Annotated in this window: 27 protein-coding genes; 13 read left to right on the top strand and 14 right to left on the bottom strand. The window is 69.1% G+C overall.

What is annotated here, in order from left to right; all coding sequences use genetic code 11:
- Positions 1 to 114: 114 nt before the first annotated feature.
- The gene (locus tag ACIOJD_RS15835; RefSeq protein ID WP_401913293.1) at positions 115 to 2,178 is read right to left on the bottom strand and encodes an alpha-galactosidase; all 2,064 of its coding nucleotides are present in this window, start codon (positions 2,176 to 2,178) and stop codon (positions 115 to 117) included.
- Between the two features lie 73 nt (positions 2,179 to 2,251).
- On the opposite strand from ACIOJD_RS15835, the gene ACIOJD_RS15830 reads away from it, so the two are divergent.
- The 7 genes from ACIOJD_RS15830 (at position 2,252) to ACIOJD_RS15800 (ending at position 11,996) form a co-directional block, all read left to right on the top strand.
- Entirely contained in the window at positions 2,252 to 3,409 is a 1,158-nt protein-coding gene (locus ACIOJD_RS15830) for an ROK family protein (RefSeq protein WP_401913290.1), read from the top strand.
- A 55-nt stretch (positions 3,410 to 3,464) separates the two neighbouring features.
- On the top strand, positions 3,465 to 4,733 hold the full coding sequence (locus ACIOJD_RS15825) for an ABC transporter substrate-binding protein (RefSeq protein ID WP_401913287.1): 1,269 nt from the start codon (positions 3,465 to 3,467) through the stop codon (positions 4,731 to 4,733).
- Positions 4,734 to 4,738: 5 nt separating this feature from the next.
- Positions 4,739 to 5,716, top strand: a complete 978-nt coding sequence (locus tag ACIOJD_RS15820; protein ID WP_401913284.1) for a carbohydrate ABC transporter permease — start codon at positions 4,739 to 4,741, stop codon at positions 5,714 to 5,716.
- A gap of 4 nt (positions 5,717 to 5,720) precedes the next feature.
- Complete coding sequence (locus tag ACIOJD_RS15815) at positions 5,721 to 6,560, top strand: carbohydrate ABC transporter permease (RefSeq protein WP_401913281.1); 840 nt, start codon at positions 5,721 to 5,723, stop codon at positions 6,558 to 6,560.
- A gap of 26 nt (positions 6,561 to 6,586) precedes the next feature.
- Positions 6,587 to 7,918, top strand: coding sequence for a glycoside hydrolase family 27 protein (locus ACIOJD_RS15810; RefSeq protein ID WP_401913278.1), 1,332 nt, complete (start codon positions 6,587 to 6,589; stop codon positions 7,916 to 7,918).
- 257 nt (positions 7,919 to 8,175) lie between these two features.
- Entirely contained in the window at positions 8,176 to 10,545 is a 2,370-nt protein-coding gene (locus ACIOJD_RS15805) for a glycosyl hydrolase family 95 catalytic domain-containing protein (protein ID WP_401913275.1), read from the top strand.
- Between the two features lie 239 nt (positions 10,546 to 10,784).
- Complete coding sequence (locus ACIOJD_RS15800) at positions 10,785 to 11,996, top strand: SGNH/GDSL hydrolase family protein (protein WP_401913273.1); 1,212 nt, start codon at positions 10,785 to 10,787, stop codon at positions 11,994 to 11,996.
- A gap of 73 nt (positions 11,997 to 12,069) precedes the next feature.
- Here ACIOJD_RS15800 and ACIOJD_RS15795 read toward each other — a convergent pair whose 3' ends face one another.
- From ACIOJD_RS15795 to ACIOJD_RS15740, 12 genes are all read right to left on the bottom strand, one after another.
- Entirely contained in the window at positions 12,070 to 12,783 is a 714-nt protein-coding gene (locus ACIOJD_RS15795) for a M24 family metallopeptidase (RefSeq protein WP_401913270.1), read from the bottom strand.
- A 144-nt stretch (positions 12,784 to 12,927) separates the two neighbouring features.
- A complete protein-coding gene (locus ACIOJD_RS15790; protein WP_401913915.1) occupies positions 12,928 to 13,206 on the bottom strand; it encodes a gas vesicle protein K in 279 nt (92 codons plus the stop codon).
- A 20-nt stretch (positions 13,207 to 13,226) separates the two neighbouring features.
- On the bottom strand, positions 13,227 to 13,457 hold the full coding sequence (locus tag ACIOJD_RS15785) for a gas vesicle protein (protein WP_401913268.1): 231 nt from the start codon (positions 13,455 to 13,457) through the stop codon (positions 13,227 to 13,229).
- Between the two features lies 1 nt (position 13,458).
- On the bottom strand, positions 13,459 to 14,307 hold the full coding sequence (locus tag ACIOJD_RS15780) for a GvpL/GvpF family gas vesicle protein (RefSeq protein ID WP_401913265.1): 849 nt from the start codon (positions 14,305 to 14,307) through the stop codon (positions 13,459 to 13,461).
- On the bottom strand, positions 14,304 to 14,663 hold the full coding sequence (locus ACIOJD_RS15775) for a gas vesicle protein (protein ID WP_401913262.1): 360 nt from the start codon (positions 14,661 to 14,663) through the stop codon (positions 14,304 to 14,306). The genes ACIOJD_RS15780 and ACIOJD_RS15775 overlap by 4 nt, the downstream gene beginning before the upstream one ends.
- Positions 14,660 to 15,613: an SRPBCC family protein gene (locus tag ACIOJD_RS15770; protein WP_401913259.1), complete on the bottom strand. Its 954-nt coding sequence runs from the start codon at positions 15,611 to 15,613 to the stop codon at positions 14,660 to 14,662. Before ACIOJD_RS15770 ends, ACIOJD_RS15775 begins: the two co-directional genes overlap by 4 nt.
- A gap of 6 nt (positions 15,614 to 15,619) precedes the next feature.
- Complete coding sequence (locus ACIOJD_RS15765) at positions 15,620 to 16,513, bottom strand: histone protein (RefSeq protein WP_401913256.1); 894 nt, start codon at positions 16,511 to 16,513, stop codon at positions 15,620 to 15,622.
- On the bottom strand, positions 16,513 to 16,773 hold the full coding sequence (locus tag ACIOJD_RS15760) for a gas vesicle protein GvpG (RefSeq protein ID WP_401913253.1): 261 nt from the start codon (positions 16,771 to 16,773) through the stop codon (positions 16,513 to 16,515). Before ACIOJD_RS15760 ends, ACIOJD_RS15765 begins: the two co-directional genes overlap by 1 nt.
- Before the next feature lies 1 nt (position 16,774).
- A complete protein-coding gene (locus ACIOJD_RS15755; RefSeq protein ID WP_401913251.1) occupies positions 16,775 to 17,521 on the bottom strand; it encodes a GvpL/GvpF family gas vesicle protein in 747 nt (248 codons plus the stop codon).
- A gap of 3 nt (positions 17,522 to 17,524) precedes the next feature.
- Positions 17,525 to 17,977 (bottom strand): gas vesicle protein GvpJ, encoded by a 453-nt coding sequence (gvpJ, locus tag ACIOJD_RS15750; protein ID WP_401913248.1) that lies wholly within the window; start codon positions 17,975 to 17,977, stop codon positions 17,525 to 17,527.
- Positions 17,978 to 18,014: 37 nt separating this feature from the next.
- Positions 18,015 to 18,335, bottom strand: a complete 321-nt coding sequence (locus ACIOJD_RS15745; RefSeq protein WP_401913245.1) for a gas vesicle protein — start codon at positions 18,333 to 18,335, stop codon at positions 18,015 to 18,017.
- A gap of 285 nt (positions 18,336 to 18,620) precedes the next feature.
- On the bottom strand, positions 18,621 to 19,079 hold the full coding sequence (locus tag ACIOJD_RS15740; RefSeq protein WP_401913913.1) for an Asp23/Gls24 family envelope stress response protein: 459 nt from the start codon (positions 19,077 to 19,079) through the stop codon (positions 18,621 to 18,623).
- Between the two features lie 229 nt (positions 19,080 to 19,308).
- On the opposite strand from ACIOJD_RS15740, the gene ACIOJD_RS15735 reads away from it, so the two are divergent.
- On the top strand, positions 19,309 to 20,307 hold the full coding sequence (locus ACIOJD_RS15735) for an MsnO8 family LLM class oxidoreductase (protein ID WP_401913243.1): 999 nt from the start codon (positions 19,309 to 19,311) through the stop codon (positions 20,305 to 20,307).
- Between the two features lie 6 nt (positions 20,308 to 20,313).
- Here the strand turns inward: ACIOJD_RS15735 and ACIOJD_RS15730 are convergent, their stop codons facing one another.
- Positions 20,314 to 20,985 (bottom strand): GntR family transcriptional regulator, encoded by a 672-nt coding sequence (locus tag ACIOJD_RS15730; protein WP_401913240.1) that lies wholly within the window; start codon positions 20,983 to 20,985, stop codon positions 20,314 to 20,316.
- A 185-nt stretch (positions 20,986 to 21,170) separates the two neighbouring features.
- On the opposite strand from ACIOJD_RS15730, the gene ACIOJD_RS15725 reads away from it, so the two are divergent.
- The 5 genes from ACIOJD_RS15725 to ACIOJD_RS15705 all read left to right on the top strand — a co-directional run bounded on the left by ACIOJD_RS15725 (position 21,171) and on the right by ACIOJD_RS15705 (position 26,779).
- On the top strand, positions 21,171 to 22,355 hold the full coding sequence (locus tag ACIOJD_RS15725; protein ID WP_401913237.1) for a 4-oxalomesaconate tautomerase: 1,185 nt from the start codon (positions 21,171 to 21,173) through the stop codon (positions 22,353 to 22,355).
- The gene (locus tag ACIOJD_RS15720; protein WP_401913235.1) at positions 22,352 to 23,377 is read left to right on the top strand and encodes an amidohydrolase family protein; all 1,026 of its coding nucleotides are present in this window, start codon (positions 22,352 to 22,354) and stop codon (positions 23,375 to 23,377) included. The genes ACIOJD_RS15725 and ACIOJD_RS15720 overlap by 4 nt, the downstream gene beginning before the upstream one ends.
- Positions 23,378 to 23,400: 23 nt before the next feature.
- Positions 23,401 to 24,084 carry a 4-carboxy-4-hydroxy-2-oxoadipate aldolase/oxaloacetate decarboxylase gene (gene ligK / locus ACIOJD_RS15715; RefSeq protein ID WP_401913232.1) on the top strand — a complete coding sequence of 228 codons (684 nt, stop codon included), beginning with the start codon at positions 23,401 to 23,403 and terminating at the stop codon, positions 24,082 to 24,084.
- Between the two features lie 384 nt (positions 24,085 to 24,468).
- On the top strand, positions 24,469 to 25,389 hold the full coding sequence (locus ACIOJD_RS15710) for an amidohydrolase family protein (protein WP_401913229.1): 921 nt from the start codon (positions 24,469 to 24,471) through the stop codon (positions 25,387 to 25,389).
- A gap of 37 nt (positions 25,390 to 25,426) precedes the next feature.
- Positions 25,427 to 26,779 carry an MFS transporter gene (locus ACIOJD_RS15705; RefSeq protein WP_401913226.1) on the top strand — a complete coding sequence of 451 codons (1,353 nt, stop codon included), beginning with the start codon at positions 25,427 to 25,429 and terminating at the stop codon, positions 26,777 to 26,779.
- Positions 26,780 to 26,817: the final 38 nt, after the last annotated feature.

The following is a 26,817-nucleotide window of genomic DNA, read 5'->3' as shown; positions in this document are numbered from 1 at the left end:
GGGATCCGTCGGCGTGAAAATCGGACCTCGTGGATCCCTCGGTGGGCTTCGCCGGAGACCGCCGTGAGATGTCCGGCCACCGCCATGCCGTCGTACGGGAGGAGCGGCCCGTCGTCAGCGGCGCGTCAGCCGCACCACCGTACTCGTCGGCTCCTGCGCGGGCAGCCGTAGCGGCAGGCCGTGTGCGAGCAGGGTCGCGGCGTGGTGTTCGGCGCCGGTGGCGTCGTCGACGTACACCTCCGTGGGGGAGAGGCCGGCCAGGCGCAGCGCACGGTCCTGGCCCCAGGCGATGACCACGACGCGGTCGCCCGTCCGGTACTGGACGGCGTCCTTGAGCCGGAACTGCTCGCCGAACTGCACCACCGGCCGGATCTCCTTGTAGAGACTCACCAGCTCTCGCGCCTGGGCGAGTTCGGGTTCGGTCCAGCGTGAGAGGTCGCCGCCGATGCCGAGTGCGCCCGCCATGGCGACGTGGAAGCGGTAGCGGAGCGGGGTGCGGCGGCGAGTGTGCGGGTTGGGGCTGTCGGTGATCCAGGCCGACATGGTCCGGGCCGGGTAGATCTGGCTGTATCCGTACTGGATGGCGATCCGGTCGTTCGCGTCGGTGTTGTCGGAGATCCAGATCTGGTCGGTGCGGGCCAGCATGCCCAGGTCGGCGCGGCCGCCGCCACCCGCGCAGCCCTCGATGCGCAGGCCCGGGTGTGTACGGCGCAGCCGGTCGATGACCGCGTACACACCCCGCGTGTGGTCGGTCCACAGACGTTCGGCGTCAGGGTGGCCGGGCCAGCCGGCCTCCGTGAGCGCCCGGTTCATGTCCCACTTGAGGTAGTCGATGTCGTACGTGGCGACCAGCCGGTCGAGCCACGTGAAGGCCCACTCGGTGACATCGGTGCGGGCGAAGTTGAGGACGAGCTGGTGGCGCAGCTCGGTCCGGCGGCGGTGCGGCATGTGCAGCACCCAGTCGGGGTGCTCGCGGTACAGATCACTGTCCGGGTTCGTCATCTCCGGCTCCACCCACAGGCCGAAGCGCATGCCGTGCCGCCGCACCTCGTCGGCCAACGGGCCGAGCCCGCAGGGGAATCGCTCGGGGTTCGGCTGCCAGTCGCCGAGCCCGGCCCGGTCGCTGACGCGCCGCCCGAACCAGCCGTCGTCCACCACGAACAGCTCGACACCGAGGTCGGCGGCCCGTGCCGCGAGGGCGCTCTGGCCCTCGAGGGTGACGTCCCAGCCGGTCGCTTCCCAGCTGTTGTAGATGACCGGCCGCACCTCGTCGGGCAGCGGCAGCACATGCGCGGCGACGTACCGGTGCCAGCCGCGACTTGTGGCCCCGAACCCCCCGCGGCTGAACTGCCCGGCGAACACCGGGGTTTCATGGCTCTCGCCGGGCTGAAGCCGCCAGGTGAGACCGTCGTGCCCGGCGCCACCGGTCACCGTGAAGGGTCCGCCCGCGTGGTCGCGCTGCGCCGTGATCCGCCAGCTCCCCGACCAGGCCAGCGCCATGCTCCACACCTCGCCGTGATCCTCGTCCGCGTCGCCCGCGTCGACCATCAGCCAGGGGTTCGCGTGATGCCCCGAGACACCGCGCCGGCTCGTGAACACCGTCTCGGCGTAGGGGGCTTCGGTGCGGCGAAGCTGCGTCTCGCCCGACCACTCGCCGACCGTGTGGCTCAGCCGGATGCCCGAGGCGGCGGGCACGGACCAGCCGGCGGAGTCGCAGCGCAGGATCCCGATCGGCGCGTCGCCCTCCTCAGGAGTGCCCAAGTGCCGTAGCGTCAGGGACCGTTCGATGACATCACTGTCCTCGTGCACCGCGTAGTGCAGTGTGCAGCCGAGCGGGTAATGGCGGTCCCGCAGCTTTACGTCGAGCCGGCCGCCGTTGATCGCGTGGCCCTCGTAGGCCCACTCGACGCCGCGCGTCCCGTCCGCGTACCGCACGAGCAGCGACGGCACGCCGAACCGTGCTCCGCCCTCTACGGCCAACTCCTCACCGCCCGTCGAGGCGAAGCTGCTGGTCACTCCGTCGTGCGTGGGCAGAGCCGCGGCCTGGCCGAGTGCGAGGGGCGCTCCCCAGTGCACATGCCGTGGGCTGTCGTCCGCGCCGACGCGCAGGGCGTACGAGGAGGCGGGGGTCGTGAGCAGGAACGTGCGACTGGGATCGTCGAAGGACACCTGAGACATGAGCCGGAGCCTAGATCCGAACTCCCTGAATTTAAATATTGACGAAGGAAATTATCGCCCCTATGTTTCCCCCATGTTGCTGAACCGAGCGAAACTGCTCGCGTCTCCGGCGGCCAACACGGTGTTCACCACAGTGCTCACCCGTGGCCCGGTCGTCCGCCCGGAGATCGCCCGGATCACCGGCCTCTCCTCCGCCGCCGTCACCAAGGCGGTCAAGCCGATGATCGAAGCCGGATACCTGGAGGAACTACCGCAGGGCCCACGAACCGTGGAGGGTGCCGGGCGTCCCGCATACCCCCTCACGGTCCGGGCCGACCGGGAGTTCTTCGTGGGCGTCAAGGTCACAGCCGATGAATTGATCGGTGTGGTGACCGACTTGAGGGCGCAGATAGTCCGTACCGCTCACCGGATACCGGTGAGCGACCGGTCCGTCGCACAGGTGGTCCGCGACATCGCCGTACTCGTCGCGAAGATGACCCCGGCCCACGCCGAGCGGACCCACCACATCGGCCTGTCCGTCTCCGGCGACGTGGACCGGCCCGGCGGCGTCGTGCGCTACTCGCCGTTCCTCGGCTGGCGGGACGTCCACTTGGCCGAACTGGTCGCCACGGCAACGGGGTTGGCGGTCACGGTCGAAAACGACGTCAAAGCCCTCACCGTTGCCGAGCAATGGTTCGGCCAGGGCGTGGGTGCCGACTCCTTCGCGCTGGCCACGGTCGGCGTCGGCATCGGCTGCGCGCTCGTCGTCAACGGTCGCCTGATCGCCGGGGGTTACGGGGTGGCCGGCGAGATCGGCCATATCCCGGTGGCCGCCGGCGAGGGGCCCACGTGTCACTGCGGTGCCCGTGGCTGCGTCGAGGCGATCGCCTCGGAGGAGGCGATCGTCGCCCGCGCCCGGCTCGCGGCCGGCGAGCCGGACCTCGACATGGCCGGGGCCATCGATCGCGCCCACGGCGGGGACGCTGCCGTGCAGGCCGTGTTCGACGAGGCGGGCAAGGCCATCGGGCTCGGCCTTGCCGCCATGGTCAACGTGGTCGGCCCCGAGCGTGTCGTGGTCTCCGGCGAGGGCGTGGCCGCGTACGACCTCTTCGAGGAGCAGATCCGCGCCGCCTTCACCACTCAGGTGTTCGGGGCCGCCGCCCGCTGCCCGCTCGTCGTGCGCCCGCTGCCCTGGGAGGAATGGGCACGCGGGGCCGCCGCCGTCAGTATCCAGTCACTCTTCGCCGCGTGAACCCACGCGGGCGCCTGAGCTCTCGCACGTCTCCGTTCCCCGGAAGGACCCTGTCATGACTGCCGGTTCCGCCCTGTCCCGCCGGGGATTCCTCGGCACGTCCCTGCTGTTCGTCGCGGGTGCCGCCGTCGGCTGCTCCAGCAACCCGCAGGAAACCGCCTCCGCCAAGGGCGCCAAGGTCACGCTCACGCAGTGGTACCACCAGTACGGCGAGGAGGGTACCCAGGCCGCGGTCAAGCGGTACGCGCAGGAGTTCACCAGCGCCCACCCGGACATCGCGGTCAACGTGGTGTGGGGCGCCGACACCTCCCAGTACGAGACCAAGCTGAACGCCGCCCTGCTCGGCGCCGACGCACCCGATGTCTTCGAACTCGGTGACTTCCGCGCCGAGATGGCCCGCAAGGGGCAGCTCGAACCTCTCGACGACGTGTACGGCTCCGCCAAGGGGGGCTTCAACAAGGCGGACCTCGACTACCTCACCGTCGACGGCAAGCTCTACGGAATGAAGACCATCGACGACATCATGATGCTCTTCTACCGCAAGTCGATGCTCAAGAAGGCGGGCGTCAGTGTGCCCGCCACCTTCGCGGAACTCGCCGACACCGCGAAGAAGTTGACGGACGGCGACGTGAAGGGCCTGTTCATGGGCAACGACGGCATCGGCGACAGCCCGTACCTCCTCGCCTGGTCCCAGGGCAAGGACCTCATCGCGGGCGACCAGGTCGTCTATGCCGACGCCGCGAAGTCCATCGGCGGCCTGCGCGATCTGCACGCCGACAAGTCGATCCTGCTCGGCTTCACCACCGACTGGTACGACGCGGGGGCGTTCACCCAGGGCGCCACCGCCATGCAGTGGTGCGGCCTGTGGGCGCTGCCCGGCGTCCAGAAGGCGCTCGGCGACGACTTCGGGGTCGCGCCCTGGCCCGCGTACGACTCCTCCGGAAAGCCCGTCTCCAGGCTCGGCGGCTGGACGCAGGCCGTCAACGCCAAGAGCAAGCACGTCGCAGAGGCCAAGAAGTACCTCCAGTGGCTGTGGATCAAGCAGGCCGACATCCAGATCGACTGGGCCGTCACGTACGGCTTCCACGTGCCGCCGCAGACCGCGGTCGCCGCGAAGACACCGGAGCTGAGCAGGGGCGCGGCGAAGGACAGCGTCGCCATCGGGACCACGTACGGCATCTCCTTCCCGGCCGAGTGGACGCAGGCGATGCAGGCCGAGTTCATAGCCGCGGCCGCCGACATCGCCAAGGGGTCGGCGCCGGAGACGACCCTGAGGAAGGCGCAGTCCAAGGCGCAGTCCGACCTCGACAAGCAGATGGGCTGAGCGTCATGAGCGCCACCGGCACCACTCCCTTGCAGCGGAGTGCCGCCCGCCCGGCGCCCGCCACGGCGCCGCGCCGCCGGCGGCTGACAGAGCGGCACTCGAAGGCCCTTGCCTTCGTCGTCCTCACCGCCCCGATGCTGATCGGTCTCGGCGTCTTCCGTTACGTGGCCATCGGCTGGAGCTTCCTCCTCAGCTTCAGTCAGGCCCGCCGCACCATCTCCCTGGGGAACTGGGTCGGCCTCGACAACTACCAACAGCTCCTGAGCGACGAGCGGTTCCGGGACTCGCTCACCATGATCGTGCTGTTCACGGCGATGATCGTGCCGATCACCTTCGCCGGGGCCCTGGGCCTGGCCGTCCTGGTCAACCGGGTACGGCGCGGCCGGGCCTTCTTCCGTACGGCATTCCTGCTGCCGGCGGCCGTCAGTTACGTCGCCGCCGCGATGATCTGGAAGATGGCTTTGTTCAGCGGGGTGCCGTCCGGCCTCGCCAACACCCTCGGCGCGCTGTTCGGCGTTGACGCCACGCCCTGGATCCAGACGCAGAGCCCGCCCCTGTACTGGATCGTGCTCGTCACGCTGCGCCTGTGGCTTCAAGTCGGCCTCTACATGATCCTGTTCATCGCGGGGCTCCAGTCCATTCCGCGGCACCTGTACGAAGCCGCGGACCTCGACGGCGCCGGTGCCTGGCGCACGTTCCGCAGTATCACCTTCCCCATGCTGCGCAACACGTCGGTCGCGATCCTGCTGCTGATGCTCATCGCCGCGCTACAGGCCTTCGACGAGTTCTACGCGATCTTCTCCACGGGCGCCTCCCTCGGCAGCGAGCCGGTGCGTACGCCACTGATGCACCTGTACGGCGTCGCCCTCCAGGACCAGGACTACGGTGTCGGCTCAGCCGGGGCCTTCCTGCTCACCCTCCTGATCGTGCTGGTCACGCTCCTCCAGGGCCGGATCCTCGGGTTCGCCCGCGACAAGGACTGAACCCATGAACCGTTATCGAGGCGGCGTCCTCGGCTCCGCCGTCACGTACGTCGTGCTGTGCCTGCTGGCCGTGGTCTTCCTGATCCCCTTCTACGTGCTGCTGCGCAACGCCTTCATGACGACGCCGGAGGTGACCGCGCCGGACTGGCACTGGCTGCCCTCCTCCTTCAGCCTGGACAACCTCACGTCGCTGTTCGACAACCCAGAGCGGCCGTTCGGCCGGTCGCTGGTCAACTCGCTGCTGATAGCGGTTGTTTCGGCGCCGGTGTCCACGCTGCTCGCCTCGATGGCCGGGTACGCGCTGGCCCGCATACACGTGCCGGGGCGAGCGGTCGTCCTCTCGCTCATCGTCGGCACGCTGATGATCCCGCAGGCCGTCACGTTCCTGCCGACCTTCGTCGTGGTCGGCTCGATGGACGGGGTCAACACGATGTGGGGCCTGATCGCGCCCGGCCTGTTCAACGCGTTCGCGGTCATTCTCTTCCGCAGCTTCTACCTGTCGTTCCCCGCCGAGATCGAGGAGGCGGGCCGTCTGGACGGCCTCAGCTACCTCGGCGTATACCGGCGTGTCATCCTGCCCAACTCGGTCACGATGATCGCTTCCCTGGGAGCGCTGTCCTTCATCGAGGCGTGGAACTCCTTCCTGTGGCCGCTCATGATCGGCCAGGACCCCGCCAGCTGGACCGTACAGATCGCCCTGTCCAGCTTCCTCACCTCCCAGACCGTCAATCTGCCCGAGCTGTTCGCGGGCACGGCCGTAGCGATCCTGCCGCTCGTGATCATGTTCCTGGTCGCCCAGCGCCACATCGTCCAGGGCATCGCAATGTCCGGTCTCAAGTCCTGAACTTCCTTCCGCCGGAGGTATTTCCCTTGACCAGATCGACCCGTCGCGCCGCGATGATCGCCGCCTGCACCCTGCCCCTCGCCCTGACCCTGTCCACCGGCGCCGCCGAGGCCAAGACCCCGTACGTCAAGCCCTTCATGGGCTGGAGCAGTTGGAGCGTGGAGTCGTCCTCGCGCGACGGCTACGGCACGCGCTGGCTGAACGAAGGCAACATCAAGAACGCCGCCGACTCCCTCAGCGGCAAGCTCTCCTCCGCCGGCTACAAGAACCTCAACATCGACGCCGGCTGGAACTTCGACTACGACTGGAACTTCCACACCGACGCCAACGGCATCCCCGACGCCGACAAGGACCGCTTCCCCAGCGGTATGCCGGCGCTCTCCGACTACGTCCACGGCAAGGGCCTCAAGCTCGGCCTGTACGGTGCCGCAGGCCTTGAGCAGGAGGTCTACAACAAGAACGCGCCGATCCTCGGAACGAATTGTCATGCGCAGGACATCGCGGTGAAGCCGCTGACGCCGACCAACAAGTGGGGCGGCAACTGGAAGATCGACTACAGCAACCCGTGCGCCCAGGACTACTTCGACTCCATCGTCGCCCGCTATGCCTCCTGGGGCGTCGACTTCATCAAGATCGACGGTGTGACGGTCGACAACGTCGCCGACATGAAGGCCTGGTCCACCGCCATTGACCACAGCGGCCGCAGGATGTGGCTGACCGCGAGCGCCTGGCCCGTGGACATCGCCGCGGCGGACGGCCTGAAGCCGCACGTGAACGGCGTCCGCATCGACACCGACATCGAGTGCTACTGCGCGACCACCAGTACCTGGACCAGCTCCGTCGACGACCGCTGGAACAACCTGCCCAACTGGCTCGACAAGGTCGACGCCCCCGGCTACCTGGCCGACCTCGACGCCATGCCGGTCAACAACAACACAGGCAGCGGCCTCCAGGACGGCATCAACGACACCGAACGGCAGAGCGTCATGACCTTCTGGTCGATGGCCTCCTCCCCGCTCTACGTCGGCGGCGACCTCTGGTTCCTCGACGAGAAGGCCAAGGCCATCCTCACCAACCCCGAGGTCATCGCCGTCGACCAGGCCGCCGTCCTGCCCCGCCAGATCCGCTCCGGCGACACCCAGGTGTGGACCAAGCGCGTCGGCAAGGACACCTACCTCGCGGTCTACAACCTCGGCTCCAAGGCCACCGACATCACTGTCGACCTGAAGGACCTGGGCGTGCGCGGCCCGCAGCGGCTGCGCGATGCCGTCGCGCGCGAGAACCTCGGCACCTTCAAGCGCACCTGGACCGCCACGTCCGTGCCCGCCCACGGCTCCCGGCTGATCAAGCTGTCCTAGGGCCTGTTGCGAAAGTCCCGCCTGGCCTGCGACGCCCGGCACGCGCGCTCGCTGTGTTGTCGGCGTCGTCCGAGTACGTCCGGTCCATCGACGATGCCGATCCTCCGCCCTGCGAGCACACGCACCGGACGCCGCAGGCCCCGCCCTTTGGGCGGACGGCGCCATTTTCGCAACCCGCCCCGCCCCGTCCTCAAGTCGCCTCTGGCGAAGTCCCGTTCCGTGGGCGGGACTTCGCCGGACCACGGAAGGATTCGCACATGAGCACCAGCCCGTCCCGCCGCACAGTCCTCGGCCTCGGCGCCACCCTCGCACTGAGTGCCCTGCCCACCTTCACCGCCCACGCCGCACCCCACCGCCCCGCCACCTCCCCGCTCGTCCCCGCCGACGAGGCGACGGCACTGTGGTACCCCGAGCCGGCGGACGAGGACCTCCTCATCGAGCAGGGCCTGCCGCTGGGCAACGGCCGCCTCGGCACGCTCGTCGGCGGCGATCCCGCGCGCGAACTGCTCCATGTGACCGAGGCCTCGCTGTGGACCGGCGGAGCCAACACCACTCTCGACAACGACGGTCAATTCCCCTACGGCCGCGACGACTTCGGCAGCATGACGCTCCTCGCCCGCGCCACCCTGATCGTGCCAGGACACGACCGTGCCGCCGTGCGCGACTACCGCCGCACCCTCGACCTGAGCAACGGCCTGGTCACCACGGAGTACAGACGCGGCAAGGTGCACTACCACCGGGAGATGTTCGTCAGCGCCGCCGACGACGCCGTTGTCATCAGACTCGGCCAGAACGGCGGCGGCACCCTCACCGGAAGCCTCGCCCTGTCCGGCACCCACGGCGAGACGACCACCGCGGACACCGCCCGCCACCTCGCCTCCTTCTCCGCCTCCTTCGACAACGACCTACGCTACGCGGCCGCCGTCGCCGCCACCGCGGGCCGGGGCGGCGGCACCGTGACCGCCGCCGGATCCCGGGTCATCTTCACCGACTGCGCCGAGGTCGTGATCGTGATCAGCGGCGGCACGGACTACGCCCCCGACCACACCACTGGATTCCGCGACCCGGCCGCGAACCCCCTGCGCCTCGCCGAGACCAAGGTCATCGCGGCGGCGGCGAGTTCAGGAATCGCGCTGCGCGACACCCATGTCGCCGACTACCGCTCCCGCTACGACCGCTTCTCGCTCGACCTCGGCTCCTCCACCGTGCGCCAGCGCAGGCTCGACACCTGGTCCCGGCTCACCGCGCGCGCCGCCGACGGTTCCGCTCCGGATCCCGAGCTGGAGGCGAGCTACCTGCAGTTCGCCCGCTACCTGACCATATGCGGCTCGCGCGACGGGCTTCCCATGGGCCTGCAGGGGCTGTGGCTGGAGGGCAACACCCCGGACTGGATGGGCGACTTCCACACGGACGTCAACATCCAGATGAACTACTGGTTCCCCGACCGGGCCGGCCTCGGCGACGCCTTCCCCGCGTTCGCCGACTACTGCCTCGCTCAGCTGCCCGCCTGGAACAAGGTCACCCAGGAGCGGTTCCAGGACTCCCGCAACCGCTACCGCAACACCTCCGGCAAGGTAGCCGGCTGGACGGTCGCCTTCTCCACCAACCCGTACGGCGGCCTCGGCTGGTGGTGGCATCCGGCCGGCAACGCCTGGCTGTGCGAATCCCTCTACGAACACTACGAGTTCACTCAGGACGCGGCCTATCTCGCACGTATCCATCCACTGCTCAAGGGCGCCTGCCAGTTCTGGCAGGCGCGCCTGCTCACCACGGAGGTAGACGGCCGCGAGGTCCTGATCGACGACCACGACTGGTCGCCCGAGCACGGCCCGCAGGACGCCCGTGGCATCACGTACACGCAGGAACTCCTGTGGTCCCTCTTCGGGCACTACGAGCAGGCGTGCCGCATTCTTGCCCGCGATGGCGAACACGCCGCTGTTGTACGGGAGTTGCGTGACCGCCTCTATCTCCCGCGGGTCAGCCCGAAGACCGGCCGGCTGGAGGAGTGGATGAGCGAGGACGACCTCGGCGAGGAGACCCACCGTCATCTCTCCCCGCTCATCAACCTGTTCCCCGGCGACCGCATCCGCCCCGACGCCGACGACCCCGGCACCCTCAATGGAGCCACGGCTCTGCTCACCGCACGCGGCATGGAGAGCTACGGCTGGGCGTGTGCCTGGCGGGCGGCGTGCTGGGCACGGCTCAAGAACGGCGACAAGGCGTATCAGTTGATCCTGACGAACCTGCGGCCGTGGGCGGGCGGCGACACCGGCACGGCCATGAACTTCTTCGACATGTACCGAGTCTCCGACACCCGCGCGATCTTCCAGATCGACGCCAACCTCGGGACTCCCGCCGCCATGCTGGAGATGCTCGTCTACTCCCGACCCGGTCACATCGAACTTCTGCCGGCTCTCCCCGATGCCTGGGCCGCGTCCGGCTCGATCGAGGGCGCGGGAGTGCGCGGCGGGTTCACCGTCGACCTGGTCTGGAAGCGCGGCCGGGTCCGCCGCGCGACGCTGCACAGCGTCGGAGGCCGCGAGGTCACCGTCACCGCCGGCGGCCGCAGCACGACGGTGCGCCCGGAGCCCGGCGAGTCCGTGGCGCTGACGGAGCTCGTGGGCTGAGGGGATGGAACCACGCGCGGACGCGGGACCGCCGCAGGCAGGGTGTTCCGCGTCCGCGTTGTCTCCCGCCCCAGTCCCTGAGCCATGCGCACGCCCGCATGGGCACCAGGAGTGCACGAGCAGGGCGCGCGAGCGGAACAAGAACGACACGAACCGAGCGGAGGCAGAAGGTGTCCATGTCCCTCGATCAGCCGCACCGACCGATGAGTTGTCGCCGACCCCACAGATGCGTACGAATCATGCTCGGAGCGCTCCTCGTGCTCGCCCTGGCCGCCGTGCCGGTCCGCACCGCAAGCGCGGCCCCACCGGCGTCGCACGGGCCGGGCACCCGGGTGAGCGCCTGGGCTCCCAGCATGACGGCCGGCGGACCGTCCTTCGCCGACCGGACCATCCGGATGGTCGTGCACAGCAGCGTCGCGGGTTCGGACATCCGGATCACCCTCTCGAACCGATACAGCCCCGAGCCGCTCGACGTCGCAACCGTCCACGTGGCCCTCCAGGCGAGCGGCGGCGAGGCGAAGCCCGGCACGGCCCGCACCGTCACCTTCGGCGAGTCCGGCGATGTCACGATTCCGGCCGGGGACGAGGCCGTCAGCGACACCGTCCCGATCGCGGTCGAAGCCGAACAGAACCTGCTCGTCAGCCTCTACCTGCCAGGCGTCACCGGCATGTCGACCTGGCACTCGGACGCCTTCGACACGACCTATACGGCCCCGGGCGACCACACGGGGGACGACAGCGCGGCCGGGTTCGCCACCACCACGACGTCCTGGTACTACCTGGCGGGTCTCGACGTCCTGTCCCCGAAGGCGAAGGGCACCGTCGTCGCTTTCGGTGACTCCATCACCGATGGCTACCACTCCTCGACCGGCACCTACACCCGGTGGCCGGACTTCCTCGGCCGTCGACTCGCGGCCGAGCCGCACCCGCGGCGTCTCGGCGTCGTCAACGCGGGAATCGGCGGAAACCGCGTGCTCACCGATGTCCCCCACCTGTGGCAGGGCGTCAGCGCCCTGAAACGCTTCCGCCACGATGCCCTCGGCCGGCCGGGTGTCACGAACGTGATCCTCTTCGAGGGCATCAACGACATCGGCAACAACGCCGGGCCCGACGGGGCATCACTGACCGCCCAGGATCTGATCGACGGCTATCGCGCCCTGATCGCTCAGGCGCACGCCGCCGGCGTCCGCGTCATCGGTGCGACTCTGATGCCCGACAAGGGCAACGGCTACTACACGCCCGCCGCCGAGGCGATCCGGCAGCGTGTCAACGACTGGATCCGCACCAATGGCGCCTACGACGGCGTCATCGACTTCGACCGCGCCATGAGCGACCCCGCGGACCCTTCGGCCCTCAACCCCGCCTACGATTCGGGCGACCACATCCACCCGAACGACGCGGGTATGAAGGCCATGTCCGAGGCCGTCGATCTCCGCCTGCTGCGGCACTGAAGCGGGGCGGGCCGGTCACGCCAAGGGCGCCTGGAGCGAGGTGATGTCCCGCTCGATCATGGTTCAAACCGGTTCACACGCGGGCGTGTTCAGCGGGCCGCCCGAGGTCGAGGAGTTCCTCGTAGAAGCCTCCGAAGCCGCGCCGCCGGTCCACGAGGTGGACTTCCAGGATCCAGTGGCAGTCGCGTCCGGCCCGGTCCGCGCGTCGCATCGGCCGGTCGCTGCCGGGGGCGATGTACGACTCGATCTCGTCACCGTTGATCTTCTCGTGCGGGAACTCTCCCACCAGGTGCCCGGCATGCGGACCGCCGAACTCCCAGCCGGCCTCGCCGGTCAGCCGGACGACCTCCGCGAAGAGTTGTTCCCCGGTGATGCCGGGGTGGGACTCGAAGTAGTCCCGCCCCGCCGCGAAGACCGACGGCAGGTCGTCGCGCAGCCGGTGCTTGACGGGGTCGTCGCCCAGGACGAACGTACGGCCGAAGTCGGCCTCCCACTCCTCGAATAGCGGACCGAAGTCGCAGAAGACGATGTCGTCGTCGCCGATGATCCGGTCCGGCGGATTGCGCCGGTACGGCTCCAGTGTGTTCGGCCCGGACCGGACGATCCGCTTGTGCCAGAAACGCTTCACACCGAACATCTCGTTCGCCAGATCACGGATGCTGTCGCTCACCACCCGTTCACCCAGGCCCGCCGCGATCAGTCCGCGGTCCCGCATCTCGGAGAACAGCTCTTCGGCCTTGGCCTGGGCATCCAGCAACCGTGCCGCGCGTGTCGGTTCGTCGTTCATGTGATCGACGCTAAGAGACACCCTCTCTCCGAGCAAGCCGGACAAGATGCGTGATCACGCCTCTCAGCGGCACGCGGAAACCACCGACGGCCCGTAGAAGCCGGCGTCGGCACCATCGGGATGGTCGTCCCGGGCTGCCCCGCGTCAGTCGCGGGGCAGCAGTGTTCCCAGCGGTCCGAGATCCAGGTTGAGGTCTTCCATGCTGAGCCCGTGCTGTTCGCAGAGTTCATTCATGCGTTCGTCGAGCAGCATGAGTGTGGTGCCGATCCGGTCGACCTGCTCGTCGGTGAGGTCGCCCTGTTCCACCCTGCGGATCGCCTGCCGTTCCATGAGCTGACGCAGGAGTTCCACGACGGTGAGGACCAGGGCGACCAGGTCGCGTCCCATCCGATCGCGGTCGACGTCGATCCGCGTGGTGGTCACAGGGTCGATGCGCGTACTGGTCACAGGGGTCCTCCGTCCGCCCAGGGGGCGGGAACTCGTTCGCTCACCGAGGAGAGCAGGGCGTGCAACGACAGCCTGACCAGGGGGACCTCGGCGATCGCGATGACCAGGTCACCGCTCACCACCACGCCGGTCGCCAGTACGCGGTCCAGGAGATCCACGAGGGGAACCCCGATGGGACCGGTCAGCGGCTCGGGGGTGGCCCACGGCGTGGGCTCATGCGTCGTCATCTCACACCTCGCCGACGAAGGAGTAGGGCACCCACGGTCCGGACATCTCGATGTCGGCGCCGGTCGAGCGGCGAAGCTCCCGGACCCTACGGGCGACGTCGCCGGTCCGGCTCTCGTCCACCAGATACGTTGCGTTGAGTACTTGCGTTCTGCCCGGCCCCAGCAGCTCCTGACCGTGTGTACGCAGACGCCGGGACGCGGCGGCCACGGTTCGCAGTGCCGAGTCCACGGTCTCGGCGGTGCGCAGTGCCTCGTCGTGGCGCTGTTCGCGCCGCTTCTGGATGCCCCGCTTACGGTCCAGATAGGCGCGGCCGTCGCCGCAGGAGGGCCGGCCGCGACCGGCTGTCGCGGGCGCGAGCGAGGCGGCGGGCGGTGAAGTGACGGGCGGTGTCGTGGAGTTCGGTGGTGCCGTGGGCGTCGGCGTGGTGGGCGCGTACACCTTCACCCCCCACTCGACGCGTCCTTCGATACGGCGCAGTGCGCTGTGGAAGCGGTCCGCGTCCCGCCGAAGGGCCTGTCCGGCTCGCTCGTCGCTGCGGTAGAGCGTGGCCAGTGGAACGGGGATCGTGGGCCCGCGGGTGGCGGTGGCGGCGACCACTTCGTGGTGGGCACGGGCGCAGCGCTCCAATTCCCTTCGGTCCGAGAGGCGTTCGCGCCAGGCGTCCTCACTGAAGTGCGCCGCCTCCACATGCTGCACGACGGCCGTGAGCGCGCCGAACGGCAGTGGCCGCACCGGGGAGTTCGCCGCGAGTCCGGGGAGGAGCGCGAGGGTGCCGTGGTCGATGTGCCGGCAGACCGCGAACACGTAGGTCGCGGTGTGTTCCTGGAGGGCGGGACCGGGGTTGCTCATGTCCCTCGTCCCTCCTTGGCGGGGGTCGGGGACGGGGCCTGTTCGAGGCTGGACTCAAGGGCTTCCAGGCGTGCGCGGAGTTCGTCGTTCTCGTCCTGGAGCGCGCTGCGGGCGGCGCGTGAGCTGAGCGCCGGATCGGTCTCCCACCAGTCGATGCCGGCCTTCTTGGCCGTGTCCACCGACGCGACGAACAGGCGCAGCCGGATGGTCAGCAGTTCGATGTCGAGCAGGTCGATCTTGATGTCGCCGGCGATGACGACGCCCTTGTCCAGGACGCGTTCGAGAATGTCGGCGAGGTTGGTGGTGCTCGAACTGTGGACGGGTGCGTCACCGTATCTGAAGTCGACGTCGGTCACCGGGTCTCTTCCTCTTCGTCTTCCTCTTCTTCCTCGTCCTCATCCAGCTCGTCGTCCTCGTCCTCGTCCTCGTCCTCCCACTCCCCGTCCTCGTCTTCTTCCTCTTCCTCCTCGGCCCGTGCCGCCTCTTCCTCCTCCACCACCTCTTCGTGGGTGCGGACGACCTCGCCGTCGCGGATCTCGCCGCGCCACGCGTCTTCGGGCTCTTCATCGGTGAGCGTGACGTAACGCTGGAAGTGCTTGAGGTCCAGACGCAGACGCCGTCCCTGTGCGCGCCACAGGTTTCCGGTCTTCTCGAAGAAGCCGGACGGGTAGTACTCGACGACGAGGACGATCCGGGTCAGGGCCGGTGCCAGCTCGTGGAAGCTGACCACTCCCCGGGTCGTGGCCTGGGCGCCTTCCGAGGTCCATACGATGCGCTCGTCCGGTACCTGTTCCTGGACCGTCGCCTTGAAAGAACGGGTCGAGAAGGCGACCTTGACCTTCCAGTCGCTCTCCACCTCATCGCTCGGCGACACATCGCGTACGCCTTTGGTGAAGCTGCTGAACTTGTCGTACTGCGTCCAGTGGTCGTAGACCGTACGGAGCGGCACTCCCACATCGAGCACTTCGATGATGCTCGTCACCTTGGTGTCGCCGGGCTTGCGTCCCCCGCCGCCACCGAGGGCCTCTTTGGCCTTGCCCACGACGCCGTCCTTCACTCCCTTCGCCTTCTCCGAGACGAATGCCTTCACCGGCGATTCGCCCTGGAGGAGACGGGAACCGATCGCGGGGAGCTGCCCACCGTTCTCCGCGATGCCGGTGAGCTGACCGGTGACGTCGGTCAGTTTGTCGGCGGCCCTCTCGGCCAGTCGCTCCACCTGGGCGCCGAGAAAGCCCGTGATCTCCTCGCGCACCCGCCCGAGAGCCGAATCGCCCGCGTCGGAGGCGTCCTCTGTTGTCCTGGTCATGTCCGATTACCTCCGGCGATCGCCGCGCGTGGGAGTTCTCTTGGCCGCCTTCTTCGACGACGAAGCCGCCTTCTTCCCAGCCGGCTTCTTCGCCGGGGCCGACTTCCTGGCAGCCGGCTTCTTGGCAGGAGCCGCCTTCTTCGTGGCCGGCTTCCTGGCAGGGGCCGTCTTCTTCCCGGCCGCCTTCTTGGCAGGAGGAGCCTTCTTGGCAGGAGCCGTCTTCTTCGCCGGAGCAGCCTTCTTCGCGGCTGTCTTTTTCGCAGCCGACTTCTTGGCGGGAGGCGCCGGCTTCTTCGCGGAATCGGCCCGCTTGGAGGCGGCTGCCCTCCTGGCCCTGTTCCGGCCGGCGGAGGAAGCCTTCTTGGCCGCCGCCCCGTCGGGCTTCTGCCGCCCGGAGGAGGCCGGCCTGCCGGGTTCGCGGGCTCCTCTGCGACGGTGCCTGGGCGGCTCCGGTTCCGGTTCCTCTTCCTCTTCCTCCTCCTCAGGCTCTTCGTCGTACTCCTCCTCGTACTCCTCCTCCGGCTCCTCCTCGTACTCGCCCTCGTACTCGTCCTCCTCCTCGTACTCCTCTTCCGGCTCTTCGTCCTTGGCACCGAGGCTGAGCGTGCGGTCGCTGATCGCGTCGGCGAGAGAGCCCAGATTCCGGTTGGCGACGGCCGTCAGCGCGCTACGGGCCGCTTCGAGGCCCTCGGTACGCAACTGCTCCTGGAGTTCGGCGACCTGCGGGACCTGGCCGAGTCGACGTACTCCCTCTGCGACCAGTTGCCGCGGTTCGAGGCCGAAGCGCCTGCCCGCCAAGTAGGTCACGGCGGTCAGAGCGAGCCGCCCCTTCTTCGTACGCCCCAGCACGTAACCGGCCGCGACCGCGGCGGCCAGCGTTACCTTGGTTTCGTCTTCCATCAGTGCACCACCTTCGATCGATCGCGTGGCCCGGCTCCCGTTTCGTCCAGTCGGTCCAGCAGCCGTTCCTCTTCTTCCTCGAATTCCTCGAGGCTGAGATTTCCTTCTTCGAACTCCTGGTTGAGCGCCGCAAGTTGGGCACGGATCAGGGCCGGATCATGGATCTGACGGTCGGCCGCGTCCATGAGCTGCTCGGCGATCCACGACACTCCGTGGACCGGGGCCAACGGGAAGAGGAGGAGCCCGCTGATCAGACCCATGTCACGCTCCCGCGCCCGTGAGCGGGCCGTCGGCCCCGACGAAGCTGTAGCAGGGCAGCGGTCCCGCGAGACGCAGTTCCACCCGGTCCTGGCGGGCCGCGGCGAAGTCCCGCGCCGCGGCCCGGAACCGGCCCTCGGCCGCTCTGCCGACAAGGAAGGACGTGTTGAGCGCGCACCCCGGAACCTCGGGCCCCGTGGCGACCGCGTCGGCCAGAGGCGTCAACTCCCGTACGGCGGACTGCCCCGCCTCCGCCGCCCTGCGCGAGAGCGCCGTGACCACCGCCTCGCCCAGGCGGAGATTCGCCTCGTAACCGGGACGTCGCCGTGCCGCTTCATGCAGCCTTCGGATGTTCTGGTCCTCCCGCACGAGATGTGCCAGCGCGTCGGACGGCGGGAACGCTTTGACGTTCACCTCGACGCGCCCGTCGAGCCGTTCCAGAGCGGCGAGATGACGGTGCTCGGCGGCGAGTAACTGGGCACGCACCGCCGCCTCGTCCGGTGCGACCGTGCCGAAGCGCATCGGCAGAGTCGGCCCGCTGCCGGTGAGGCGCAGCAGCAGATCCTGATGGGCGAGCAGGTCACGGCGTCGGGCACGCAGCTTCGGCGGAACGTCACTGACCACCGCCCCCACCCGGCCCTCCACAAGGAAGCGCAGAGGCAGCGGCGGACTCCCCACACCGGCGAGGCCCTTCGGGGTGCGGTGCTCCGCCCGGACGATCGCGTAGACGTACAGTCCGTTGTCCGTCATCGGTCAGCCCTCCGCGGAGCGGCGGCGCGCGCCGGAACGGACGGGCGCACGACGTCGCGGCCTGCTCTCCTCGTACTCCTCGGAGTCCTCGTCGGAGTCCTCGCCGCCGCCGACCGCGTGGCGCACCTTGTCGCCCACCGACTCGGCAGCCTTCTTCACCTTGCGCTTGCCGACGGCCTTGGCGGCCCCGCCGCCGAACAGTTCGGGCACCGTCGTACTGCGCGAATCATGTTCCAGATCCAGTCGGTTGCACGCCTCGGCGAACCGGAGATACGTGTCCACACTCGCCACGACGATCCGGGCGTCGATCTTGATGATCTCGATGCCGACCAGGGAGATCCTGATGAACACATCGATCACCATGCCCCGGTCAAGGATCAGTTCCAGCACGTCGTACAACGTGCCGGCGCGTGGTACGCACGCGACGACCTCGTCGGAGTAGGTGGTCGTTCTCATGGGCGCGTCCTCTCATCAGCTGGCCGGCTCACCGCGCTCACTCGTCGGCGGCGCCTCTTCGGTAGCGGCGGACCCTGCGGTACTCCAGGAGTTCGCCGTCCTGATCGATGTGCACCTCGTACGAAGCGAGCAGGCTCGTGGTGTCCGGAATCCGGGCGACCTCCAGCACGTCCACGACGACGCACCAGCCGTCCTCGGTGCGTCGTAGACCCGACACACCTTCCGTGCAGTGGTTGATCAGGCTCTCCAGCCGCTCACGCGCGGCACGCGCGGCGCCTTCCGGCCCCCGCGCGGGCGAGGCACGGCGTCGAGTCGCTGTTGACGTGGAACCGGACCGCGTCCGACGTTGTTCTGCCATACGGCAAGTCTCATCGCTGGCTCGCACACCGCATCTCCAGCGAATGCGTCGCAGCGGCCCGTGTGTTGGGCGGCGACGTCACACTGTGAGTTCCCGTACGTCCCCGCACCCTCGGAATCGCGTCTCCCCACGGCGGAAATCACCTGTCCGCACGGCGCGATGACGACTTCGCACGGCGGGAAGGGGACCGGGCACGGGCGGACCACCACACGTACACGCCCGACCAGGGGCATTGCGCCGACAGGGGGACCCGGACCACCGCTGCCGCTCACCCGGGCAGCACAATCATGGCTCTGTGATCGCCACACCGGTGACGGAGACATTCACCTCGACCACGTCCGCATCCGCGACGCGACACACAGCGCGCGCCACACTCTCCCGGACCTGGGACGCGGCCTGCGCGATCGCGGTGCCGTACTCGACGACCACGGTCAGGTCCACGACGGCGCGTCTTCCACCGCCTCGTTTCATGTGGACGGGATGGGCGTGCCCTTCCCATGCCTTGACGCGGGCCCTCTCCCCGGTACGCCGCAGGGAGACGGAGTCGAGGTGGTGGATCGCGGGCACCTTTCCGGCCGCCGCCGCCACGATGTTCCGCAGCAGATCATCCGTGAGGGGCGCACTTGGCCTGTTCGGCGCGGCATGCGTGGAACGGGCGGCGTGCGCGTGCAGTGTCGCCTCCGCCAGTGCCCGGTCCTTACCGGCCAGAGGCTTGTACATGCCCGTGTGCGCGTCCTCGAGCACCGTCAACGCACCTCCTGGTGAGCGAGACGACTCAGGCTCGCGGCCCGGCCTGCTATCTCTCGACCAGTTGTCGTTCCACCTTGCCCCGCTCCTCGTCGTGACGCCATTCGGGTGAGCGCCCGGGACTGATCACGCGGGGTTTCTCAGGGTGAGTCCGCGTGGCTTCCGGGCGGATGCCACCGTCGGGAAAGGGGGCATGGGCCGGCTGGGGGCTCCCTATGCTGGCCGCATGATCGATCTGCCGCTCTCCGCGCTGGAAGTCGCCATGGTCCAGGCCGGTTCCCGGGCCTTGGAGACGCTACGTGACACGGCCGAGTTCGCCCGGCGTCTCGACGCCCTCGGCTACCGACGGCTCTGGTACGCCGAGCACCACCACTCCCCCGCCATCGGCGCGTTCCCACCCGTCGTCCTGACCGCTCACGCGGCCGCGTCGACATCGGCCGTCCGCCTGGGCTCCGGAGGCGTACTCGCCCCCAACCACTCCCCGCTCATGCTGGCGGAGCAGTTCGGCACACTCGCCGCACTGCACCCCGACCGGATCGACCTGGGCATCGGCCGCGGTCCGGGCACCTTCGACGAGGCGACCGCGCGGGCCCTGCGGCGCGGGCCGGAACCGATGACGGACGACGAGTACCGGGAGAACATCGTCTCGACGCTCCGGCTCCTCGTGGACGAGGTCGCGCTCGGCCCGCTTCCGGAGCCGTGGCTGCTGTCCTCCAGCACGGCCGGCGCCGCGCTCGCCGCGGAACTCGGCCTGCCCATGGCTTTCGCCCACCACATCCGCCCCGACCACACCCTGGCCGCGCTCGACCACTACCGGGCGCGTTTCTCCCCGTCGCGCTGGTGTGAGCGCGCCCGCGTACTGATCTGCGTGGAGACCGTGTGCGCCGAGACGCATGAGGAAGCCGAGCGGCTGGCCGGCCCGATGAATGTCGTCAAGGCCGGGCTCCTCCAGGGACGGAGCGACATCCCGTTCCCCACGCCCGCGGAGGCATCCACCCACCCGTTCACCGAGCGGGAGCGGCACACGCTGGCGGGTTTCCGGGCCCATCAGGCGTACGGAACGCCCGAGACCGTAGAGCGACGCCTCACCGAACTGGCGACGGCGACCGGCGCGGACGAACTGATGCTGGTGACGCCCGTCTACGCGTTGGCCGACCGCGTGCGCTCGTACGAACTCGTCAAGCGGCGTACCGTCCGGCCGGCCGACGCGGGCGCCACACTCTGAGCGGCCTCAGCCCCCGAAGGGACCGGGGTCGGGGGTCGCCCTCAGCTGTTCGATGACGCTGTCGAGATGGGCTCGGGCGGCCGCCTCCGCGGCCTGCGGGTCCCCGGCCACGATGGCGTCGATGATCGAAAGGTGCTGTGGCAGCGACTGCGTCGGGCGGCCGGGGCGCAGCGCGAGGCGGAACTGGTAGCGGACCATCTGCCCGTTCAGCCGTTCGAGCAGCGACCCGGCCACGTGCTGGCCGCTGATCTGGGCGACGAGGTCGTGAAGCCGGCGGTTCAGGGCGGAGTACGTCTCCAGCTCGCCGTTGGCGACGGCCTCGCGCATCGCCGCGCCGATCTCCCGCAGCGTCGCGTGGTGCTCGGCCGTCGCCAGTCCGGCCGCGCGGCGTGCGCACAGCCCCTCCAGGGCGGCTCGGCATTCGGTGATCTGAACGGCGTCCTCGACCGAGATCACCCGCACCCGCGCACCGCGACGCGGGATCAGCTCGACGAGCCCTTCCGCCGCGAGTTCCTGCAGAGCTTCACGGACCGAGCTGCGGGTGACCTGAAAGGTCTCCGACAGCTCCTGTTCGACCAGCCGCTGACCTGGCACCATGTCCCCTGCCGCGAGAGCCTGACGGACCCCCTGGAATACCGCGCTGCGCCCCGCTTGCCCGGTGGCCCGGTTCTGCGCCACTCCTACCGCCTTGGTCAGTTCGACGACATTCGATCGTGAGGCAGTCTAACCGCGTCGATCTCTCTGCCGACGACACTGCCGACGATGCTGCCGATGACACCCAAAACTTCTTCGTCAAAAATATTGTCAGCAATTTCATCGACGGTTAGCTTGTCTGCAACACAACACCCGAAGGGGAGGCGACGATGCAACCCACGAGGCTCAGGACCGGTGGTCCGGATCCGCGGCCGCGCGGCGGCCGGCAGCGGATTCCCTGCTGGTTCCTGCGCGGCGGTACGTCGCGGGGGCCCTTCTTCCGGGCCGCGGACCTGCCGTCGGAACGAGCCGCGCGCGACGCCGTGCTGCTGGCCGTCATGGGGTCGCCCGACCCGCGCCAGATCGACGGACTGGGCGGCGCGAATCCCCTCACCAGCAAGGTCGGGATCGTCGGGCCCAGCAGCCGGGCCGATGTGGACCTCGAATTCCGGTTCGCACAGCTGCGACCGGACAGCGACCTCGTGGACACCACCGCCAACTGCGGCAACATGCTGGCTGCCGTCGTGCCCTTCGCCGTCGAATCCGGGCTGCTGGTACCGGACGGGGACACGACCACGGCCCGGGTGCTGACCCTCAACACCGGTCTGGTCGCCGAGATCACCGTGCGCACCCCGCAGGACGCGTCCGGCCGTTACGTCGAGTACGGCGGCGACACACGCATCGACGGTGTCCCGGGGACGGCGGCACCGGTCGAGATCGACTTCCTGGACACCGCCGGCTCCGTGTGCGCGAGTCTGCTGCCGACAGGTGATGTCCGGGACCGCGTCGACGTCCCGGGCGTCGGATCCCTTGAGGTCACCTGCATCGACAACGGCATGCCGCTGGTCCTCGTCAACGCCTCGGACCTCGGCCGCACCGGCCGGGAGTCCGTCTCCGCGCTCAACTCCGACCGGCAGCTCAAGGACCGCCTCGAAGCCCTGCGCCTCGTCTGCGGCGAGCTGATGGGCCTGGGGGACGTGACGGAGAAGAACTATCCGAAGATGACGCTCGTGTCCGAGCCCGAGCGTGGCGGCACGATCAGCACCCGCAGTTTCATCCCGCACGTCTGCCACGAGTCGATCGGGGTGCTGGCCGCCGTCACCGTGGCCACCGCCTGTGTCCTCAAGGGCACGGTCGCCCACGCCCTGACCACCAGTACGGACGCCACGGACAGCGCGGACATCAGCGTCTCCGTGGAACACCCGGCCGGCGAGTTCACCGTCGAACTCGGCCTGGACCCGGCCGACCGCCAGCGTGTCACGCGCTCGGCGCTCCTGCGGACGGCCCGGCTGATCATGGCCGGTGAGGTCCTGATCCCGGGCCGTGTCCGGCACTTCGAGGAAGGACCGCAATGATCATCGACTGTCACGGCCACTACACCACCGCGCCCCCGGCGCTCGGCGCGTGGCGCGAACGGCAGATCGCCGGGCTCACCGCGCCGGAAGCCGCCCCGGCCCGCGCCGACCTGCGGATCAGCGACGACGAACTGCGGGAGAGCATCGAGACGAACCAGTTGCGGCTGATGACCGAACGCGGCATCGACATGACGGTCTTCTCCCCGCGGGCGTCCTTCATGGCGCACCACGTCGGCGACTTCCGCACCTCCGCGCAGTGGGCCGCCATCTGCAACGAACTCTGCTTCCGCGTCAGTCGGCTCTACCCGGAGCGGTTCGCGCCCGCCGCGATGCTCCCGCAGTCGCCGGGTGCCGACCCGGCGACCTGCATCCCGGAACTCACCCGCTGCGTCGAGGAGTACGGAGCCGTCGCGGTGAACCTCAACCCCGACCCGTCGGGCGGGCACTGGAGCGCGCCGCCGTTGACCGACCGCTTCTGGTACCCGCTCTACGAGAAGCTGGTCGAGTACGACATCCCGGCGATGGTCCACGTCAGCACCAGCGTCAACCCGGCTTTCCACACCACCGGCGCGCATTACCTGAACGCCGACACCACGGCGTTCATGCAACTCGTACAGGGCGACCTGTTCGCCGACTTCCCCACCCTGCGCCTGATCATCCCGCACGGCGGTGGCGCCGTCCCGTACCACTGGGGCCGGTTCCGCGGTCTGGCGATGGCGCTGGGAAAGCCGCCCCTGGAGGAACACGTACTGGGCAACGTCTTCTTCGACACCTGCGTGTACCACCAGCCGGGAATCGACCTCCTCCTCGACGTGGTGCCGCACCGGAACATCCTCTTCGCCTCGGAGATGATCGGCGCCGTCCGCGACATCGATCCGCGGACCGGCCACCACTTCGACGACACCCGCCGCTACACCGAGGCCGCCGGGCTCTCCGTGACGGAACTCGCCGGCATCCACGAACACAACGCCCGCACCGTCTACCCACGCCTGGACACCCTGCTGACCGAGCAGGGACGCTGACCCGCGGAAGGAACAGCACGACCATGTACGAACTCGGAGTCGTCCACCGCACCGTCAACCGCCCGCCCCGCCCGGACGTCGAGGCGCTCGCGCCGTTCGGCGTCAGCACCATCCATGAGGCGCTGGGCCGTACCGGCCTCATGCGTCCCTACATCCGGCCCGTCTACCCGGGCGCCAGGTTCTGCGGCACCGCTGTCACCGTACTCCTCCAGCCGGGCGACAACTGGATGCTGCACGTGGCGGCGGAGCAGCTGAGGCCGGGTGACGTCCTCGTCGCCGCCTGCACCACGGAGTGCGAGGACGGATTCTTCGGTGACCTGCTGGCCACCTCGATTCGCGCGCAGGGCGCCGTCGGTCTGGTCATCGACGGTGGCTGCCGTGACGCCGACACCCTCCGGGAGATGGACTTCCCCGTGTTCAGCCGCGCGGTCAGCTCCAAGGGCACCGTGAAGGCCACCCTCGGATCGGTCAACATCCCCGTCGTGTGCGCCAATGCCCTGGTGCGTCCCGGCGATGTGGTCGCCGCGGACTCCGACGGTGTGGTCGTCGTGCCGGCGGAGCGGCTGACGGCGGTCACCGAGGCGGCGCGGCGCAGGGAGGCCAACGAGGCCGACAAAAGGCGGAGGTTCGCCGCGGGGGAACTCGGCCTGGACATGTACGGGATGCGCGAACCGCTCGAAGCCGCCGGGCTCCGATACCTCGACTGACCGACACACCTACACAGCGGAACAACACACGTACGCGCCTCAACACACCTGCCCGACCCGACGGGTCACACAGCGGTCCCGGCCGCCGACGAACCCGTCCCCGCCGCCGGCCGTACCGGCCACTGCCCCGGCAGTCCGCCCCACCGTGCGCGGGTGCGACGCCAAGGACCGACGGACGACCGGTCCACGGCACACCTCGTCCACCACCCCTCGGACCCCACGGCACACCTCGTCCGCCACCCATCGGACCCCCACCGCACGCCCGCCGAACGCCCCGTCGAATGAGCCGCTCTCCCCGCCGCTCCCGGTCCGGCACACGCCGGACGGCAGCCGCCCGAACGTCTTCGGCCCCCCGGACCGCGGACGCCCCCAGAGGAGATTCACATGAGCGCACCCTCGCCCAAGAGCCCGGACTGGCTGGACTGGTGTCCTGACCCGTCCGAGCCCGCCTTCGAACTTCCGCCGGGCACCGTCGACTCCCACTGTCATGTGTTCGGCCCGCAGGCCGAGTTCCCCTTCGCTCCCGAGCGGAAGTACACCCCCTGCGACGGTGGCAAGGAGCAGCTCTTCGCGCTCCGCGACCACCTCGGTATCAGCCGCAACGTCATCGTGCAGGCCACCTGCCACGGTGCGGACAACAGCGCCATGGTCGATGCCCTGCATGCCGCGGACGGCAGGGCCCGGGGTGTGGCGACCGTACGTCCGGACGTGTCGGACGCCGAACTGCGCGCACTGGACGCGGCGGGAGTGCGCGGTGTGCGCTTCAACTTCCTGCGCCGCCTGGTCAACACCGCCTCCGAGGAGGATCTGACCGCCGTCGCCAACAAGGTCGCGTCCCTCGGCTGGCATGTCGTCCTCTACTTCGAGAGCGACGATCTCCCGGAGCTGGAACGCTTCTTCGGCTCGTTGCCCACGCCACTCGTGGTGGACCACATGGGACGGCCGGACGTGACACAACCGGTGGGAGGACCGCGGTTCACCCGCTTCCTGCGCTTCGCCGAGCGCAACGACGTGTGGGTGAAGGCGACCTGCCCCGAACGTCTCAGTGTCACCGGACCTCCCGCGCTCGAAGGGCAGCGGCACGCCTACACCGACGTGGTGCCCTACGCCCGGCGCGTCGTGGAGGAATTCCCCGACCGTGTGCTGTGGGGCACCGACTGGCCGCACCCCAACCTCACCGGCCACATGCCCGACGACGGCCTGCTGGTCGACCACGTACCGCACGTGGCGGTCACCGCGGAACAACAGCGCAAGCTGCTCGTCGACAACCCGATGAGCCTCTACTGGCCCGGCGAAGGCGTCTGAGCCTCTTCCCGTACCGCTTCTTCGAAAAGAGCCTTCCATGCAGCACCCGAATGCGGTGAACCGGCTGGACAGACTGCCCATTTCACGGTTCCACAAGATCACCCTGCTGGGGGTCGCGTTCGCCTATTTCTTCGAGTTCGCGGACATCAACAGCTTCGCGACCACCGCCCCCAAGCTCATCGGCTTGTGGGGCGTCACGGTCGACCAGGTCGCGTATGTCACCTCGCTGTCCTTCGTCGGCATGTTCATCGGCTCGGTGGTCGCCGGCGCCATCGCCGACCGGTGGGGGCGCAAGAAGACACTGATCCGCACCACCCTGTTCTTCGGATTCTTCTCCTTCGCCGCGACCTTCTCCTGGGACATCGTCTCCCTGGGCGTCTTCCGGGTCCTCACCTCGGCCGGCCTCGCCGCGATGACCGTGGTGGCGGTCATCTACATCAGCGAGATCTACCCGTCCGCCGTACGCGGCAAGTTCCAGGCGTACGCCATCGTCATCGGCATCTGCGGCACGCCCGCCACCAACCTCATCGCCAGTGTGGTCGTCCCGATCAACGACTGGTCGTGGCGGCTGGTGTATCTCTGGGGCGCCCTCGGCATCCTGCTCGTCTTCTTCACACGCCACCTCAAGGAATCCCCTCGCTGGCACGAGAGCAGGGGCGACTTCGCCGCGGCGGAGGCGGTCCTCACGGAGATCGAGACCCAGGTGGCGGCCGAGAAGGGCCCACTCCCCGAGCCGGCCCCGCCGGTCGACGAGGAACGGCCCACCAAGGCCCCGCTACGCCTCCTCATGCAGCGGAAGTACCTCGCGCCCACCCTCCTGCTCACGGTCCTGTGGGTGACCCAGACCATCGGATTCTTCGGCTACTCCAGCTGGGCACCCACCCTGCTGGCGAAGGAAGGGTTCAGCGTCGAGAAGTCGGTGTTCTACGTGGCGCTCACCACGGTCGGCGCACCGCTCGGCTCGTATCTCGCCGCCCTGGTGACCGACCGTTTCGAGCGCAAGTGGTGCCTGGTCGCCTTCGGCACGGTCATCGCGCTCTGCGGCCTCCTGTACGGGCTCACCTTCAACCCCGTACTGATCATTGTCTTCGGTTTCCTCGTCAACCTCTTCGAACGCGGCTACACCGCGCTCGCCTACGCCTACTCCCCCGAGCTCTTCGACACCCGCAGCCGCGCGCTGGGAACGGGTATCTCCTACGGGCTCGGCAGGCTGTCGAACGCCGCGGGCCCGCTGATCATCGCCGCCCTGTACAACCGGAGCGGTTACCAGAGCGTCTTCTACTTCATCGCGGGCAGTTGGATCCTGGGCGCGGTCGCCCTGGCGATCTTCGGCCCCAGAACCCGCCTCGCGCGTCAGGCCGCGCGGACACCGGACCGCGCGCCCGCCTGACCTCCGACCGCGCTGGGCGAGGCGCAGCCGATCCGCCG

The organism is Streptomyces sp. NPDC088116 (genome assembly GCF_044741745.1).
In the GTDB taxonomy this organism is placed as follows: domain Bacteria; phylum Actinomycetota; class Actinomycetes; order Streptomycetales; family Streptomycetaceae; genus Streptomyces.
The sequence above is the reverse complement of the archived record's forward strand: the minus strand, read 5'-3'. Positions and strand labels throughout refer to the sequence as shown.

Coding starts and splice junctions, on each gene's coding strand:
- ACIOJD_RS15835 (WP_401913293.1), bottom strand. CDS start 2,178: ATGTCTCAGGTGTCCTTCGACGATCCCAGTCGCACGTTCCTGCTCACG.
- ACIOJD_RS15830 (WP_401913290.1), top strand. CDS start 2,252: ATGTTGCTGAACCGAGCGAAACTGCTCGCGTCTCCGGCGGCCAACACG.
- ACIOJD_RS15825 (WP_401913287.1), top strand. CDS start 3,465: ATGACTGCCGGTTCCGCCCTGTCCCGCCGGGGATTCCTCGGCACGTCC.
- ACIOJD_RS15820 (WP_401913284.1), top strand. CDS start 4,739: ATGAGCGCCACCGGCACCACTCCCTTGCAGCGGAGTGCCGCCCGCCCG.
- ACIOJD_RS15815 (WP_401913281.1), top strand. CDS start 5,721: ATGAACCGTTATCGAGGCGGCGTCCTCGGCTCCGCCGTCACGTACGTC.
- ACIOJD_RS15805 (WP_401913275.1), top strand. CDS start 8,176: ATGAGCACCAGCCCGTCCCGCCGCACAGTCCTCGGCCTCGGCGCCACC.
- ACIOJD_RS15800 (WP_401913273.1), top strand. CDS start 10,785: ATGCTCGGAGCGCTCCTCGTGCTCGCCCTGGCCGCCGTGCCGGTCCGC.
- ACIOJD_RS15795 (WP_401913270.1), bottom strand. CDS start 12,783: ATGAACGACGAACCGACACGCGCGGCACGGTTGCTGGATGCCCAGGCC.
- ACIOJD_RS15785 (WP_401913268.1), bottom strand. CDS start 13,457: ATGACGACGCATGAGCCCACGCCGTGGGCCACCCCCGAGCCGCTGACC.
- ACIOJD_RS15780 (WP_401913265.1), bottom strand. CDS start 14,307: ATGAGCAACCCCGGTCCCGCCCTCCAGGAACACACCGCGACCTACGTG.
- ACIOJD_RS15770 (WP_401913259.1), bottom strand. CDS start 15,613: ATGACCAGGACAACAGAGGACGCCTCCGACGCGGGCGATTCGGCTCTC.
- ACIOJD_RS15765 (WP_401913256.1), bottom strand. CDS start 16,513: ATGGAAGACGAAACCAAGGTAACGCTGGCCGCCGCGGTCGCGGCCGGT.
- ACIOJD_RS15760 (WP_401913253.1), bottom strand. CDS start 16,773: ATGGGTCTGATCAGCGGGCTCCTCCTCTTCCCGTTGGCCCCGGTCCAC.
- ACIOJD_RS15755 (WP_401913251.1), bottom strand. CDS start 17,521: ATGACGGACAACGGACTGTACGTCTACGCGATCGTCCGGGCGGAGCAC.
- gvpJ (WP_401913248.1), bottom strand. CDS start 17,977: ATGAGAACGACCACCTACTCCGACGAGGTCGTCGCGTGCGTACCACGC.
- ACIOJD_RS15745 (WP_401913245.1), bottom strand. CDS start 18,335: ATGGCAGAACAACGTCGGACGCGGTCCGGTTCCACGTCAACAGCGACT.
- ACIOJD_RS15735 (WP_401913243.1), top strand. CDS start 19,309: ATGATCGATCTGCCGCTCTCCGCGCTGGAAGTCGCCATGGTCCAGGCC.
- ACIOJD_RS15725 (WP_401913237.1), top strand. CDS start 21,171: ATGCAACCCACGAGGCTCAGGACCGGTGGTCCGGATCCGCGGCCGCGC.
- ACIOJD_RS15720 (WP_401913235.1), top strand. CDS start 22,352: ATGATCATCGACTGTCACGGCCACTACACCACCGCGCCCCCGGCGCTC.
- ligK (WP_401913232.1), top strand. CDS start 23,401: ATGTACGAACTCGGAGTCGTCCACCGCACCGTCAACCGCCCGCCCCGC.
- ACIOJD_RS15710 (WP_401913229.1), top strand. CDS start 24,469: ATGAGCGCACCCTCGCCCAAGAGCCCGGACTGGCTGGACTGGTGTCCT.
- ACIOJD_RS15705 (WP_401913226.1), top strand. CDS start 25,427: ATGCAGCACCCGAATGCGGTGAACCGGCTGGACAGACTGCCCATTTCA.